The 14,672-nt window shown below is 65.3% G+C and carries 15 protein-coding genes and 1 pseudogene; 8 read left to right on the top strand and 8 right to left on the bottom strand.

Translation table 11 applies throughout. The features are described from left to right. The first annotated feature begins 7 nt into the window (after nt 1–7). The 3 genes from KHO41_RS10385 to KHO41_RS10375 all read left to right on the top strand — a co-directional run bounded on the left by KHO41_RS10385 (nt 8) and on the right by KHO41_RS10375 (nt 2,616). Nucleotides 8–352 carry an AtuA-related protein gene (locus KHO41_RS10385; RefSeq protein ID WP_211953194.1) on the top strand — a complete coding sequence of 115 codons (345 nt, stop codon included), beginning with the start codon at nt 8–10 and terminating at the stop codon, nt 350–352. Between the two features lie 62 nt (nt 353–414). Continuing rightward, nucleotides 415–1,383, top strand: coding sequence for a Bug family tripartite tricarboxylate transporter substrate binding protein (locus KHO41_RS10380; RefSeq protein ID WP_211953193.1), 969 nt, complete (start codon nt 415–417; stop codon nt 1,381–1,383). Between the two features lie 207 nt (nt 1,384–1,590). Further along, a complete protein-coding gene (locus KHO41_RS10375; protein ID WP_211953192.1) occupies nt 1,591–2,616 on the top strand; it encodes an MBL fold metallo-hydrolase in 1,026 nt (341 codons plus the stop codon). Here the strand turns inward: KHO41_RS10375 and KHO41_RS10370 are convergent. Beyond that, a pseudogene (locus tag KHO41_RS10370) lies at nt 2,613–2,774 on the bottom strand (c-type cytochrome); the annotation flags it as partial. The gene KHO41_RS10375 and the pseudogene KHO41_RS10370 sit on opposite strands and share 4 nt — an antisense overlap. Next, nucleotides 2,738–3,115, bottom strand: a complete 378-nt coding sequence (locus KHO41_RS10365) for a hypothetical protein (protein WP_244873781.1) — start codon at nt 3,113–3,115, stop codon at nt 2,738–2,740. The gene KHO41_RS10365 and the pseudogene KHO41_RS10370, both read right to left, overlap by 37 nt. Nucleotides 3,116–3,339: 224 nt before the next feature. Between KHO41_RS10365 and KHO41_RS10360 the strand changes: the two genes are divergently transcribed. Next, on the top strand, nt 3,340–4,110 hold the full coding sequence (locus KHO41_RS10360) for an NADPH-dependent F420 reductase (protein WP_211953191.1): 771 nt from the start codon (nt 3,340–3,342) through the stop codon (nt 4,108–4,110). A 39-nt stretch (nt 4,111–4,149) separates the two neighbouring features. Here the strand turns inward: KHO41_RS10360 and KHO41_RS10355 are convergent, their stop codons facing one another. Continuing rightward, the gene (locus KHO41_RS10355; RefSeq protein WP_041680327.1) at nt 4,150–4,539 is read right to left on the bottom strand and encodes a GNAT family N-acetyltransferase; all 390 of its coding nucleotides are present in this window, start codon (nt 4,537–4,539) and stop codon (nt 4,150–4,152) included. Nucleotides 4,540–4,735: 196 nt separating this feature from the next. Between KHO41_RS10355 and KHO41_RS10350 the strand changes: the two genes are divergently transcribed. Beyond that, a complete protein-coding gene (locus KHO41_RS10350) occupies nt 4,736–6,223 on the top strand; it encodes an AMP nucleosidase (protein WP_376989872.1) in 1,488 nt (495 codons plus the stop codon). Between the two features lie 91 nt (nt 6,224–6,314). Here the strand turns inward: KHO41_RS10350 and KHO41_RS10345 are convergent, their stop codons facing one another. After that, a complete protein-coding gene (locus tag KHO41_RS10345; RefSeq protein WP_211953189.1) occupies nt 6,315–6,965 on the bottom strand; it encodes an OmpW/AlkL family protein in 651 nt (216 codons plus the stop codon). A gap of 658 nt (nt 6,966–7,623) precedes the next feature. On the opposite strand from KHO41_RS10345, the gene KHO41_RS10340 reads away from it, so the two are divergent. After that, entirely contained in the window at nt 7,624–8,964 is a 1,341-nt protein-coding gene (locus tag KHO41_RS10340; protein ID WP_211953188.1) for a hypothetical protein, read from the top strand. A gap of 418 nt (nt 8,965–9,382) precedes the next feature. On the opposite strand, the gene KHO41_RS10335 is transcribed toward KHO41_RS10340, so the two are convergent. The 4 genes from KHO41_RS10335 to KHO41_RS10320 all read right to left on the bottom strand — a co-directional run bounded on the left by KHO41_RS10335 (nt 9,383) and on the right by KHO41_RS10320 (nt 12,948). Beyond that, nucleotides 9,383–9,697, bottom strand: coding sequence for a DUF6587 family protein (locus tag KHO41_RS10335; RefSeq protein ID WP_211953187.1), 315 nt, complete (start codon nt 9,695–9,697; stop codon nt 9,383–9,385). Nucleotides 9,698–9,701: 4 nt separating this feature from the next. Further along, nucleotides 9,702–11,555: a ferrous iron transport protein B gene (gene feoB, locus KHO41_RS10330; RefSeq protein WP_211953186.1), complete on the bottom strand. Its 1,854-nt coding sequence runs from the start codon at nt 11,553–11,555 to the stop codon at nt 9,702–9,704. A gap of 14 nt (nt 11,556–11,569) precedes the next feature. Continuing rightward, nucleotides 11,570–11,884 carry a FeoA family protein gene (locus KHO41_RS10325; protein ID WP_041680328.1) on the bottom strand — a complete coding sequence of 105 codons (315 nt, stop codon included), beginning with the start codon at nt 11,882–11,884 and terminating at the stop codon, nt 11,570–11,572. 470 nt (nt 11,885–12,354) lie between these two features. Continuing rightward, nucleotides 12,355–12,948 (bottom strand): winged helix DNA-binding protein, encoded by a 594-nt coding sequence (locus tag KHO41_RS10320; RefSeq protein ID WP_244873780.1) that lies wholly within the window; start codon nt 12,946–12,948, stop codon nt 12,355–12,357. Nucleotides 12,949–13,020: 72 nt separating this feature from the next. Between KHO41_RS10320 and KHO41_RS10315 the strand changes: the two genes are divergently transcribed. Both KHO41_RS10315 and KHO41_RS10310 read left to right on the top strand, forming a co-directional pair. Further along, on the top strand, nt 13,021–14,136 hold the full coding sequence (locus KHO41_RS10315) for an LLM class flavin-dependent oxidoreductase (protein ID WP_211953185.1): 1,116 nt from the start codon (nt 13,021–13,023) through the stop codon (nt 14,134–14,136). Further along, nucleotides 14,126–14,668, top strand: a complete 543-nt coding sequence (locus KHO41_RS10310) for a flavin reductase family protein (protein WP_244873779.1) — start codon at nt 14,126–14,128, stop codon at nt 14,666–14,668. Before KHO41_RS10315 ends, KHO41_RS10310 begins: the two co-directional genes overlap by 11 nt. Nucleotides 14,669–14,672 lie beyond the last annotated feature (4 nt).

Here is a 14,672-nt window from a genome sequence, read left to right as displayed (position 1 = left end):
CCCCGACATGACCGCCACCGCAATGCTCTACCAGTTCGCCCATGGCCGCACCGGCGACAAGGGCAACCGTTCCAACATCAGCGTGATCGCCTACGACGCGCGCGACTTCGCGCACCTCGTCGAGCATGTCACCGAAGACGCCGTGCGCGCGCTGTTCCGCGACCGCCAGCCGACCGCCGTCGCACGCTACCTGGTGCCGTCGCTGCATGCGATGAACTTCGTGATCGACGGCGTGCTCGACGGCGGCGTCAACGATGCGCTGAACCTCGACGCACACGGCAAGGCGCTGTCGTTCCGCGTGCTGCAGTTGTCGATCCCGTTGCCGCCGCGACTGCTTGCTGCGGGCGCGTAAACACACATTTGCACACGTTTGCCGGTTTCACCATCAATAAGACCCTTCAACAGGAGACATCCATGCCTGGAATCCACAGGATCCTGACCGCCGCCGTATTCGCCCTGACCGCGCTGCCCGCGGCCCAGGCCTTCGCCGAGTACCCCGACAAGCCGATCCGTTTCGTGGTGCCGTTTGCCGCCGGCAGCGCCACCGACCAGCTCGCCCGCGCGGTCGGGCAGGCCGTAACCGTGGACAGCAAGGTCACCGTGGTGGTCGACAACAAGCCAGGCGCAAACGGCTTCATTGCCGCCAGCGACGTCGCCAAGGCCAGCCCCGACGGCTACACCGTGCTCATCACCACCAACACCACGCACGCCGCCAACGAGCATCTGTTCCGCAAGCTGCCGTACGACCCGGTCAAGGACTACACGCCCGTTACCGCGCTCGGCCGCGGCGGCCAGATCATGGTCGTGAACCCGCAGGTGCCGGCGAAGACGGTGGGCGAGTTCATCGCGCTGGCAAAGAAACAGCCGGGCAAGCTCAGCTTCGGCAGCGGCAGTTCGTCGTCGCGCATCGCGGGCGAACTGTTCCAGCAGATGGCGCATGTCGAACTGCTGCACGTGCCCTACAAGAGCAACCCGCTGGCCGTGACCGACCTGCTTGGCAACCAGATCCAGATGATGATCACCGACACCGCGACCGGCCTGCCGCAGGTTAAAAGCGGCAAGCTGCGCGCGCTCGGCGTGTCCGGCAAGACCCGCTCGCCGCTGGCGCCCGATGTGCCGACCATCGACGAGGCAGGCGTCAAGGGCTATGAGATGAGCTATTGGTTCGCGGCATACGCGCCGGCGGGTACGCCGCCGGCGGTGGTAAACAAGCTCAACGCCATGCTGGTGAAGGCCGCGCGCAGCGACACGGCGGCGAGCTTCTATCAGGGCACCGGCACCGAAGTGTTTACAAGCACGCCCGCCGAACTGGCCCGCTTCCAGCAGCAGGAATCGGCAAAATGGGGCCGCATCATCAAGGCCGCGAATATCCAGCCTGAATAGGCCGGAGCCGCAATTGCGCTTGCAACGGGGCCGACGGCCCCGTTTTTCTTACGCAGAAGTAGGTACGCTTTTGCCTTCGGGCTTACCGCTAGCCCTTGTCACGCCTTAAGATACGCGTTCGCCCGACTGACACGATGCTCTTTCGCGCCAGACCGGTCATTCCAGCCGCTTGCGTCCAGAACGCGAATCGAAAAACAGGAACGTGACATGAAGCTGCCGAATGCATTGACCCCTCGACTTGCCGGCTCTCTGATGGCTGCGGCCGTCCTCGCCGGCATGGTAATGCCGCAAGCGGTGCCCACCGCGCACGCGGCACCACCTGCGCAGGTCAAGACCCAGGCGCCCGGCTTCTACCGCATGATGGTCGGCCAGTTCGAGGTGACGGCGCTGTACGACGGCTACATCGACCTCGATCCGAAGCTCTTCAAGTACACGAGCGCCCGTGAAGTGCAGCGGTTGCTCGCGCGCATGTTCGTGGCCTCGACGCCCGGCATGCAGACCGCCGTCAACGCGTATCTGGTCAACACCGGCAGCAACCTCGTACTCGTCGATGCCGGCACGGCTAGCTGCTTCGGCCCGACGCTGGGCCAGGTCGTCAACAACCTGCGCGCGGCGGGCTACGAGCCGGCACAGGTCGATACCGTGCTGCTTACGCACCTGCACGGCGACCATGCGTGCGGACTCGCCTCCAACGGCCAGGCGGTGTTCCCCAACGCCACCGTTTACGTCGACAAGTCGGATGCCAACTACTGGCTCAGCGAGGCCAATGCCGCTGCCGCCCCTAAAGACAGCCAGGCGCTGTTCGGCATGGCGCGCGATGCCGTGGCGCCGTACCAGGCCGCCAACCGCTTCCGCACCTTCGATGCGGTCACCGGCGCGGAGCCCGTACCCGGGGTTCGTACCGTGGCAGCCTATGGCCACACGCCGGGCCACACCGGCTACCTGTTCACCTCGGGCAAGACCAGCCTGTTGTTGTGGGGAGATATCGTCCACAACCATGCCGTGCAGTTCCGCCGCCCGTCGGTGTCGATGGAGTTCGATGTCGACAGCCACGCCGCGGCCATCACGCGCAGCCGGATCTTTGCCGATGCGGCGAAGGGCAGGTTGTGGGTGGGCGGTGCGCACCTGCCGTTCCCGGGCCTTGGGCACGTGCGGCGGGAGACGGCTGGGTATGAGTGGGTACCGGTCGAATACGGGCCGGTCCGCGAGGATCTGCTGGCGCCGAAAAACTAGTTCAGGTTCGTGATGTAGCTCGCCAGGTTGCGGATATCGTCGTCGCTCAGGTTGCGCGAGACGCTGGTCATGTTGCCCGCATCGTTGGTGCGGCGCTTGGCCCGGAAGTCTTCGAGCTGCTTCACGATATAGGCGTACTGCTGTCCCGCAACCGCGGGATCTCGAGGATGTCCTGTGTGAATGGATTGCCCTGGGCGTCATTGACCACCACGCCGGTCATGGTCTCGGCCAGGAAGGCCGTCAGGTTGGGTGCCTTGACGCGCTCGAGGTCACCGTCCGTAGCCGTCTGCGCGTTGCCGGCAAAAGCCTGCCGCTCGATCGTGAAGCCTGGCAGCGGTGTAGGCGCGACGACCGTTACCTCGCGCAGATTGCGGACCTGGTCAGCGGCGGCTTCGCCGGCAGCCTGCTGCGCCGCCGCAGATCCGGGCGCGGACAGTGCCAGCGCGCTCAGGCAGGGCACCACCCGGAGAGGACGAGTGCGGCAACGGCGTCGGGCCATGGGGTCCCCTTGTTGCGCTGCGTCGCGCAGGCACGGTCGCGGATGACTTCGAGTGGCGCAAATGCTACCTAATCTAGTCCAGCGGTCCGGTACTGCCAAGCTGCAACGGCGGCCTGTCCGCCACTATCCGCAATTTTTGCCTAGAGTTTTCAAGTGGCCCTGGGGTTGCGCCCGGCGTTGCCTACTCCGAAATTCCCCGAATCCCGAACCAGCAGGAGCCGCCCATGCCGATCACCGAACCTGTCGCCGACCCCGGCCGCCGCCGCCGCCTGCTCGGCGCCGGCGCCATTGCCATGCTGACGCTGGCCGTGCCGGGCCTTGGCGCATGCGCGCAGGGCGGCGGCACCGGCAGTCGTGGCAGCGGCCAGCCGGTGAAGATCGGCGTGATTGGCTCGGGCCGGATCGGGGGAACCATCGGTGGCCTGTGGGTGAAATCGGGCCATCCGGTGCTGTTTTCCTCGCGGCATCCCGAGTCGCTGAAAGGACTGGTCGACGAACTCGGGCCGCTGGCGCGCGCGGGAACGGTGGCCGATGCCATCGCGTTCTCGGACGTGCTGTTCCTCGCCACGCCCTACAACGCGCTGCCGCAACTGAGCGAGGAGAACGCGGGCGCGTGGAAAGGCAAGATCGTGCTGGATGCGACCAATGCGATTGCACAGCGCGACGGCGCCATCGCCGACGAGGCGCAGCGCAATGGCATTGGCATTACCACGGGCAAGTACCTGGCTGGCGCGCGCGTGGTGCGCGCGTTCAACTTCATGGGGGCGACGAACTTCGCCAAAGAACACCATCGCCAGGGCGATCGTGTTGCCGTGCCGATTGCCGGCGACGACGCGGCCGCGTTGCGCGTGGCGGAGCAGCTCGTGCGTGATGCGGGGTTTGAACCGGTCGTGGTGGGGCCGCTGGCCAGCGCGGACAGATTCGCGCCTGGCGGGCCGCTGTTCCGGCAGATCGGAAGCGTGGAGGAAATGCGCAGGAAGATGGGCGCGCAGTAGAACGGCGTGAGGGCGTTGATTGCCCGGGCGCCAGCAGGCTCAGGGCCGGCGGCGCTCCATGGCCACCATCGACGGCGTGAAACCGAGCTGGCCGAAGAATGCCGCTTCGGACGAGCGCGCGGCGCGCAGTACCCAGATGATGTCGGGATCGTTGCCCATGACCTGGCGCACCAGCGCCCGGCCGATACCCTGCCTGCGGTAGTTCGGGGCCACCACGATCATCGACAGGAAGCCATCGGAAACGTCGTCGCACAGCGCGCGTGCAAAGCCGATGACTTCACCCTTGTCCACGGCCACCACCACGCGCTGCGAATTGGCGACCAGGCGTGCAAAGCGTTCGGCGCTGCCTACGCGGTTGTTCCAGCCGTTGGCGATCAGTAGTTGCCGGGCAGCCTCGATGTCTCCAGGCAACACATTACGGATTTCCATCGGCGGCTCCCCTAGCAAAAGCGTGTACGGCCCTCGCCGCCCCACTGCCGGGGGGTGCCGCGAGTCGAGTACGGCACGGGAAGCCCGGCCGCGCAATTGGCGGAGTTTAGCGAGCAGGGGCACACACGTCAATTTGCCGCCGCACATACGCGGCGCCGACGCAGCAAGCACGCCGCTCGCGCTGCAGCGCGGTATGATGGCTTCCATGAACGCCCCGATCTTCTCTTCTGCCCACCCGGCCGATCAGCTGGCCGAATTCTCCGATGCCGACGCTGCGCTGGCGCGCATCAAGGAGATCTACAGCGCTTCGGTCAGCGCCGTGCGCGCGCGCTTCGACGCGTTCGCCAGCGGCAAGCCGCTGCCCTCGGCGGCCCATGCGTGCTACCCGTACCTGGGCATTTCCGTGAACATCGAAACCATGGTGACCGACAGCCGGCCGTCATGGGGTACGGTGGCTTATCCCGGCGTCTATGGCACCACGGTGACGCGCCCCGACCTGCTCGCCGATTACTACCGCGACCAGATCGAACGGCTGATGCGCTATCACCGCGTGCCCGTGGTGGTGGGCCTGAGCCGCCGGCCGATCCCGCTGCCGTTCGTGATCGAAGCTTCCACGACCGACATCAGCTACACCCAGGCGCGCGAACTCGAAGTGTCCTTCGTGCTGCCGGAGCTGAGCCGCATCGACGATTCCATTGCCAACGGCACCTACGAACCGGTGCCCGGCGAGGCGTGGCCGCTGTCGCTGTTCCCTGCCGAGCGCGTGGACCTCGCGCTGCAGCGCCTGTACCACTACACGGGCACCGCGCCACAGCATTTCCAGCGCTTCGTGCTGTTCACGAACTACCAGCGTTACGTCGATGAATTCATCGCGCTTGGCCGTTCGCTGATGGCCAGCAGCGACGGTGGCGGCTACACGCGCTTCGTCGAACCCGGCGACGTCATGCAGGAGCTTGGCGGCGCCGAGCCCGACGACGCCGCGCGCCCGCGCGCGCTGCCGCAGATGCCGGCCTACCACCTCGTGCGCGAGGACAAGCTCGGCGTGACGCTGGTGAACATCGGCGTGGGTCCGTCCAATGCCAAGACCATGACCGACCACCTGGCCGTGCTGCGTCCGCACTGCTGGCTCATGATCGGCCATTGCGGCGGCTTGCGGCGCTCGCAGCAGCTTGGCGACTACGTGCTCGCCCATGCGTATGTGCGAGACGACCACGTGCTCGACCACGACCTGCCGCCGTGGGTCCCCGTGCCGCCGATCGCGGAAATCCAGGTGGCGCTGCAGGAAGCGGTGGCACGCGTGACGGGCCTGTCGGGTGGCGAGATGAAGACGCGCATGCGCACGGGCACGGTGGTCTCCACCGACGACCGCAACTGGGAGCTGAAATCCAAGGCACTGTACGCGCGCTTCAACCAGTCGCGCGCGATTGCGATCGACATGGAAAGCGCGACCGTGGCGGCCAACGGCTTCCGCCTGCGCGTGCCATATGGCACGCTGCTGTGCGTCTCGGACAAGCCGTTGCACGGCGAACTCAAGCTTCGCGGCATGGCCAATGCGTTCTATCGCCAGCGCGTCAGCCAGCACATGACCATCGGCCTCGAAGCGGTGCGCATCCTGCGCGAGAACGGTGTCGAGCAACTGCATTCGCGCAAGCTGCGCAGCTTCGACGAGCCCGCGTTCCGGTGAATGACTGGCCGGACAGTCCGGCCAGTGGCTTCGCAAAAAGAAAAAGGCCAGCGCCCAAAGCGCTGGCCTTTTTCGTCAGGGCAAGATCCGGTCAGAACCGGTAGCCTACACCCATGCTGAACAGCCACGGATCCAGATTGACCTTGGAGATCTTCTCGCCGCCGGCCTTCACGTCGCTGCTGAGCCAGACCTTCTTGATATCGGCGTTCAGGAACCAGTTCTTGGTCAGCTTGTAGTCCATGCCGATCTGCAGCGCCGGTGCCACGCTCCAGCTGTCGAGCTGCAGCGTATTGTTGGCGATGTCGGCGCCCCAGATGCGCGTGAAGTTCAGGCCGGCGCCCACGTACGGACGGAAGGTGCCTTCCGGCAGGAAGTGGTACTGCACGAGCAGCGTGGGCGGCAGGTGCTTGAAGGTGCCGATGCGGTTGCCGTTCAGGTAGACGTCCTGCTTCTGCGGCACGGTCAGCACCAGTTCGGCAGCGATATTGCGCGTGAAGAAGTAGGTGACGTCGAGCTCGGGAATCCACTTGTTGTTGACCGTAATGGCATCCGACGGCACGCCCAGCGCGGGAATGGCATCGGACTTGTCGGCCATGTCGAGGTACGTGGCGCGCAGCCGCACCATCCAGTTGCCCTGGGTCTCGCCGTCGGCGGCGAAGGCGGGCGTGGAGACGGCGCCGAACATGGCAAACGCGGCGATGGCAGTGCAGGTGACCCGGGTCAGGAGAGAGAGCTTGTTCATGGTTTCTTGCTTTGGTCTGGTAGTAAATCGCCGCCAGTTTGGCCGACCAGCCATGCCAGGACATTGACCGCGGACAAGGCCGACCCTATCGCGTGTAGGGTCGTCGCGATGGCGCCACAGCCGCCTTGCGCGCGCAGACGGCATCGGCCACGCGCGGCCGCGCCTTCTAAACACATGCGGATTTATTCGTGGCGCGGCCGCACGGGCCGCCTTAACCTTTGCCTCATCGTCGCTTCATGGCCACCGTGGCGGCCGGTTCCAGGCATGTCGTGGGCGTCCGCCAGGACGTCTTTCCGGGTGTGCCCCGTGGGGGCGGGGCACACCGGTTTTCTCTTTCATGGCGCCATCGACGGCGCGGCCGGCGCACCGCCCGTTCCCGCTTCTTCGCATACCTTCCTGTCCGTTCCCCCTGCTTCCGACCTGTTGCGCCGGCCATCGCCTGCGGGATTGCCCTCTGATCCAAAGGGATGGGATATCCCCCGTCTCCGGTGGTGGTTGATCGTGCGAAGGACACCGGTGGCCGGCGCAGCCTCTGCCAAAGGATGAGATTCCCCATCTATGTGCGCCAGCGCTCAGCCGTCTGGCCGGTACTGTCCCGCCGCCGTTCCGCATAGGCTGGTAGCGCGGGAAAAAGCAGATGACTCAGGGGGGAACCATCATGAAGGCAAGAACTTGGCTTGGCGGGCTCGTATGCGCGGCGGCGACATTCCTCGTGGCGGCGTGCGGAGGCGGAGGAGGGGGATCGAACTCGACGCCGGCCGCGGCGCCGACCGTGAACTACGCAGCAAAACTGAACATCACCACCGCCGAGGTCGGCGTTGGCCGGACGATCACGATCAGTGCCGTTGCTGTCGACAGCAACGGCAACGATGTCACGTCATCGACAAGCTTTGCCTGGACGTCCGTGGATAACGCCGTGGCGTCCGTTGTCGGCAGCACCGCGACGGTCGGCAATGCGGTGGTCACCGGCGTCAATACCGGTACGACCAAGGTGCAGGTCGTGGCCACCGTCAAGGCCGCCGACAATTCGACCGTGCAACTGCCTGCCCAGGCCGCGACCATCACGGTGGTCCCGGCATCGGCTACGACTTACAGCCTGTCGGTGCCTAACACCTCATTGTCGATGACCGATGGCCAGACGCTTCCGGTCAAGGTATCGCTGGTCGACAACAACGGCAACGACGTGTCCGCCAATGGCAGCGGTTGGGCCTGGGCCAGCAGCGGCCCAGCGGTGCAGGTCACGGCGAACCTGAACAGCGCTTCGCTGAAAGCCACGAACAGCTCGACCACGGCAGCGGCCACGGCCGATGTGTCGGTGTCGGTAACGGCGCCCGATGGCCGCGTGCTCGGCGGCGTGATCTTCGTTACCGTGCAGAAGAACGGCAGCGCCACGTACCGCGTGGTGACGACGCAGAACGGCGACCCGGTCAACGCACTGCAGGTCCTCAGCACCTATCCGGCCAAGTTCACCGCCCGCGTGCTGCGCAACGACGATCAGGACGTGACCGCGGACTTCGACGGTACCTGGACGTATGCCGCGACGTCGCCGACGCTGTCGGCTGCCGAAGCTGCGGGTACGCATGACGTGACCGTCAGCACCAGCCTTGCCAAGGGCGCCGGCCCGACTCAGGGCACGCTAACGGTGACGGCGGCCAGTACCAAGCTGGCAGCCAAGCCGACCGCTACCCTCAACGTGGTGGAGAACCCCGAGTGGACGCTGATGCCGGATGTCCAGCAACCGCTCGTGCTGACGATGATCGGCATCCCCATTCCGGTGACCGTGGGCCTGAAGAACTTTGGCAATGACACGCCTTCGAGCGCATGCACGGGCTGGACCTGGACTTCGACCGGTCCGGTGCTGCTGGGCGGCTCCGGCGTCGGGCCGAACCAGCAGATCGTGACAGGGACGGCCACCGGCGATTTCACGCTGACGGTGAGCTGCACCAACGTCGCGAATAATCAGCTGATGACGCTGAAGCTGGTGGGCACGGTCAAGTAACAAGTAACAAGCAAAACCACATAATCCCGCAGCAAGGAACGCCCTCCTCAGGAGGGCGTTCTGCATTTGCGGTGCCGGTGACGGAGAAGGGCGGACGACGAGCGTACCCATTTCTGCGTGATCGCCGGCGACCATCCGCACATGACTTCCGCACGCTTCTCAACGCCCGTTTCTTGCTTGGCCGAGCGGCCAAAGGCAAGGGTGGCAGCTTGGGCGAAATAGCAAAGCGTACCCGTTTCTGCGTGCATGGACGCCATGCGGGGAGTGCCCTTCGCGAGCCTGCCGGGGCGTGCAAATTGCGGCCAATCGGCCAAGACATATCGCGTGGAACGGCCGCTACGGACGTGACAACGCCACGGAGCGTACCCGTTTCTGCGTAGAAATTCGAAGGGGAAAAGCGGGCGTCCGAGCGCGGGAATCAGCGCTTGCGCACCAGCTGGATGACCTGTTCGGCGGGTTTGTCCGGCGTGCCCGCAGCACCGGTGGTGTTGGAAGCGCAGGTATTGCAGCCGCCGTCGTCGCAGCCGCTGGCGCAGCCGGCCGCGGCCTGTGGCGCCAGCCAGCGCACCATGCGCGCGCGCCAGCCGATGGCGGACTGGCCGCCAAGGCGCGCGGCCAGTCCGGCCTTGATGCGCTCGCGCGTGCGCGGCGCGTAGCGCGATGCCACCGACACCGCGCATGCCAGCACGATCAGCGGGACCAGCAGGGTTTCGACGGCGTGGTAGAGGCTCATGGCGTCAGCTGAACATCAGGGCGACACGGTAGGTGATGAACGCGGCCAGGTAGCCCAGGCCCGCCAGATAGGCTGCCGAAGCGGCCATCACCTTCCACGAGTTGGTTTCGCGACGGATCACCGCCAGCGTGGAAATGCACTGCGGCGCGAACACGTACCAGGCCAGCAGCGACAGCGCCGTGGCCAGCGACCACTGCTGCGCGATCATCGGGGCCAACTGCGCGGCCACCACGTCGTCGCTGCCCGACAGCGCATAGACCGTCGCCAGCGCGCCCACGGCCACTTCACGCGCGGCCAGGCCCGGCACCAGCGCAATGCAGATCTGCCAGTTGAAGCCCACCGGCGCGAACACATGCTCCAGCGCCTTGCCGATCATGCCGGCGAAGCTGTAGTCGATGGCCGGCCCCGTGGCGCCTTCCGGCGGGGCCGGGAAGGTGGCCAGGAACCACAGCAGTACGGTCAGTGCCAGGATCACCTTGCCCACCCGCGCCAGGAAGATCCGGGCACGCTCCCACAGCCCCAGCGCCACGTCGCGCGGGTTCGGGATACGGTACGACGGCAGCTCCATCAGCAGCGGATGGTCGGTGCGGTCGCGGCGGAAGTACTTGAGCGCGTAGGCCACCGCGAGCGCGCTGACGATGCCCGCCACATACAGCGCGAACAGCACCAGCCCCTGCAGGTTGAACAGGCCCATCACCGTGCGTTGCGGGATGAATGCGCCGATCAGCAGCGCGTAGACCGGCAGCCGCGCGGAGCAGGTCATCAGCGGCGCCACCAGGATAGTGGTGAGCCGGTCGCGCGGATCCTGGATGGTACGCGTGGCCATGATGCCCGGAATCGCGCATGCGAAGCTCGACAGCAGCGGAATGAACGAGCGCCCGGAAAGCCCGGCGCCCATCATCAGCCGATCCAGCAGGAACGCCGCGCGCGGCAGGTAGCCGGATTCTTCGAGCGTCAGGATGAACAGGAACAGGATCAGGATCTGCGGCAGGAACACCACCACGCTGCCCAGGCCCGCGATCAGGCCATCGACAAGCAGGCTCTTCAGCATGCCGTCGGGCATATGCGTGCCGACGATCTCGCCGAACCAGTGCACGCCTGCCTCGATACCGTCCATCAGCGGCGCGGCCCATGAAAACACGGCCTGGAACATCAGGAACAGCAGCACGGCCAGCAGCAGCAGGCCCAGCACCGGATGCAGCACGATGCTGTCGAGCCGGTCATCGAGCGCCGCCGTGCGCGCGGGCATCATCACTGCTGCCTGCAGCAGCCGGTTGACCTCCGCATGCACTTCCAGGTCATCGGCCGGCGGCAGTGCCGGCGGAGCGGGCGGCAGGGCGCCGTCGAGCACGCTGAGCAAGGCCGCCGCGCCTTCGTGCTTGATCGCCACGGTCTGCACGACCGGCACGCCGAGCGCCGCCGCGAGCTTGTCGCGGTCGATATGGATGCCGCGCTTGGCGGCCGCATCGCTCATATTGAGCACCACCACCATGGGCAGCCCCAGGCGGCGCAACTCCAGCACGAAGCGCAGGTGCAGGCGCAGGTTGGTGGCATCCACCACGGAGACCAGCAGGTCGGGCTTCGCCTCGCCGGGGCGCTTGCCCATGCAGATGTCGCGCGTGATGGCTTCGTCGAGGCTCGCCGCGTGCAGGCTGTATGCGCCCGGGAGGTCGAGGATGCGGATCTGCCGGCCGGCCGGCGAGACGAAGAAGCCTTCCTTGCGCTCCACCGTCACGCCGGCATAGTTCGCCACCTTCTGGCGGCTACCGGTCAGGCGGTTGAACAGCGCGGTCTTGCCGCAGTTGGGGTTGCCCACCAGCGCAATGCGCAAGGCGGTGGAAGAAGGAGCTGCAGACATATTCGGGGGAGAACTCAGGCGGTGCGTTGCGCCGCCCTGGTATCAGGCTGGCCGGCGGATTCACTGGCCGGCGCGATGCTGGTCACGGTGGCGCTGACGACTTCGACGCCGATGCGCGCGGCCTCCGAGCGGCGCAGGGCAAAGCGCGTGAAGCCCACCTGGGCCACGAGCGGATCCATGCCGAAGGGGCCGAAGGCGATCACCTGCACCGCCTCGCCAGGAACGAAGCCCAGTTCGCGCAGGCGGCGCGCAACGGGGTCATTCGGCGCGGCATCGTCCACCGATTGCACAACGGCGGGCGTGCGCCGTGGAAGTTCAGACAAGCGCATCATGCTTCCAGTCCGAAGGCGTGCCTGCAGCCGCACGGACAGCAAGATCGCGCCAGGGTACGTAAATGAAAATCGTTTTCATTGTATCTCAACTCAGCCATGGTGTCGGCGCCGATGCGCCGGCAACGTGCGCCTGCGGAGGTCTGCGGTCCACATTGCGGCAGGCAATGTAGAAAAGCTGTGATGTTACCCAAGGCAGGCCGCGCCGGCATACCCGTATCCCAGCCAGACGCGTGCCTCCGCCCGAGCGGACGCGGTCGAACTGGCGCAGTAAACGTCTCTTTGGCGGACAAGCGCCGCTCTGACCCTGCGGGGCTTGGTGTTTTCCCCTACCCCAAAAGCCTTGGCGATCGTCGCCCGCATGCGCTACGATTCAATCAAATAAAAATTCAATGTAATTATTTATTTGATGTGCGTGAGACAGCGCACGAGCCAGGAGTCAGCCCCATGTCCATACAAGTTATCTTCCGTCAGCGGCGTCGATGAAATGTGGTGATTTCGCGCGTAGCGGATTCGTAGACCTTTTCCAGCTGTTCCAGGCGGCTTGTGATATTGCCGGCATCCGGTTTGGAATCAAATTCCGGTCGGGCTGATTCCAGCAATATCTCGCTGCGCAGTTTTGCGAAGTCCTCGCACACGCGGACACCCTGTTCGGTGGTCACGTAATAAATCCCGGTGCGGGCAGTACCGTATTTGTCGATCAGGCCTGCCTTGAGCAGCTTGCGCAGATCATACTGGATATTCGGGATGTCCTGGCGATTGGTCATTTGCGCCAGGTCGCGAATGGTCTTCGGCCGATCGTGCATGCGGATAATGTGCAGCAGCGTATTTTCCTGCCCGCTCAGGTTAATGCCGGTCACGGCCGCCAGGCATTCGGATTGCCAGCGCAAGAAGGATTGATAAACCCGCATCACGGCATATTCGAGATCGGTGATCTCGACGCCGAAATCGTCCGTGGCCAGATGCCAGCGGTGCTGCTGCGCGGCACGTTCGGATTTTTCGGATTCCTGCTCGGGTTTGGTCATTGTCAGGTAAGCGCCGGAATATGGCGTATTGAATTTCAAGCGATGTAGGCCGCCGCATTATTTTCCATAAGCGGCGTGCGATTTACAAATTTTACTTTGCCGGAGACACGCATGAGAAAAATTCTGAACACGAAGGACTTTGTCCTGGGGACGTTTGCGACGAACTGCTCGGGCGGGATGTCGGTGACGAAGATCGGCGAGCGCTGGGACAACTCGTGGGAGAACAACGCGAAGCTGGCACAGATGCTGGACGAGGCGGGGATCGATTTCATGCTGCCGATCGCGCGCTGGATCGGCTACGGCGGCGAGACGGACTTCCACGGCTCGGTGCTCGAGACGATCACGTGGGCAGCGGCGCTGCTGGCACAGACCAAGAATCTGACGGTGTTCGCGACGATCCACACGGCGTGCAACCACCCGGCGGTGGTCGCGAAGCAGATCGCGACGCTGGACCAGATCGGGCAGGGCCGTGCGGGGTTGAACATCGTGGCGGGCTGGAACCGCCCCGAGTACGAGGCGATGGGCCAGGACCTGGCAGTGAGCCACGACCAGCGCTACGCGTTTGCGGGCGAATGGTTCGACGTGATCAAGCAGATCTGGGAGCGCGACGGTGCGTTCAACTACGACGGCGCGAACTTCAAGCTCAAGGGCATCTATGGTCTGCCCAAGCCGTGGAACGGCGAGCGCCCGCCGATCCTCAACGCAGCGGGTTCGGGCGAGGGCCGCGAGTTCGCGATCAACAACGCGAACTTCCTGTTCACGCCGGCGATTGATCTGGAACGCTCGAAGGTCGAGGTGGCGGAACTGAAGCAGAAGGCGAAGGAAGCGAACAAGCCGGTGAACGTGCTGACGTTCTCGCACGTGGTGTGCCGCCCGACGGAGCAAGAGGCGCGCGACTACCTGCGCCACTTCGCCCAGGACAACGCCGACTGGGCCGCGGTGGACAACCTGGTGGCGCTGCAGTTTGCCAATGCCCAGTCGTTCCCGCACGACCTACTGGCACTGATCCGCGACCGCATGGCAGCGGGCCACGGCGGCTTCCCGCTGGTGGGCACGCCGGAACAAGTGGCCGATGGCATCTGCGCACTGGCCGAAGCCGGCTTCAAGGGCACGACACTGTCGTTCGTGGACTACGTGAAGGAATTCCCGTACTTCCGCGACACGGTGCTGCCGATCCTGGAGGCACGCGGGCTGCGCAAGCCCGGTGGCTCGAAGAATGGGAACTGACAAGATGCCGGCGGCGCTGGAAGTGCTGCAGCAATCGTTCAAGCAGGCGATGCGCGGCTTCGCCGGCGCGGTGAGCGTGGTGACGGTGGCCGATCAGCTGAACGAGTCCGAACGCAGCGGCTTCACCGCAACGTCGGTCTCATCGTTCTCGGCGACGCCGCCGATGGTGGTGGCGTCGATGAAGGCGACGAGTTCGTCGGCGGCGCTGCTGCAGCGTACCCGTCGCTTTGGCGTGAACCTGCTGCGCGAAGAGCAGCAGGCGATCGCGCAGCGCTTCACCGGGTTCGGTGGCGAAGCCGGGATAGAACGTTACGGCAGCGACGCGTGGACGCAGTTGCTGGCCGACGGCGCCCCGGTACTAGCCGATGCAGTGGTGACGATGGACTGCGAAGTCGATGAACTGCTGGAGCGCCACGGCCACTACCTGATCATCGGCCGTGTCCGCGAGATCCGCGTCGCGCAGGAAGCGCCTGCGCCCCTGCTGTACTGGCAAGGCCGCTACACCCGCCTCGCCGAAACCCGCGCCTGCTAATCGC

The organism is Cupriavidus numazuensis (assembly GCF_905397435.1).
In the GTDB taxonomy this organism is placed as follows: Bacteria; Pseudomonadota; Gammaproteobacteria; order Burkholderiales; family Burkholderiaceae; genus Cupriavidus; species Cupriavidus numazuensis.
The sequence above is the reverse complement of the archived record's forward strand: the minus strand, read 5'-3'. Positions and strand labels throughout refer to the sequence as shown.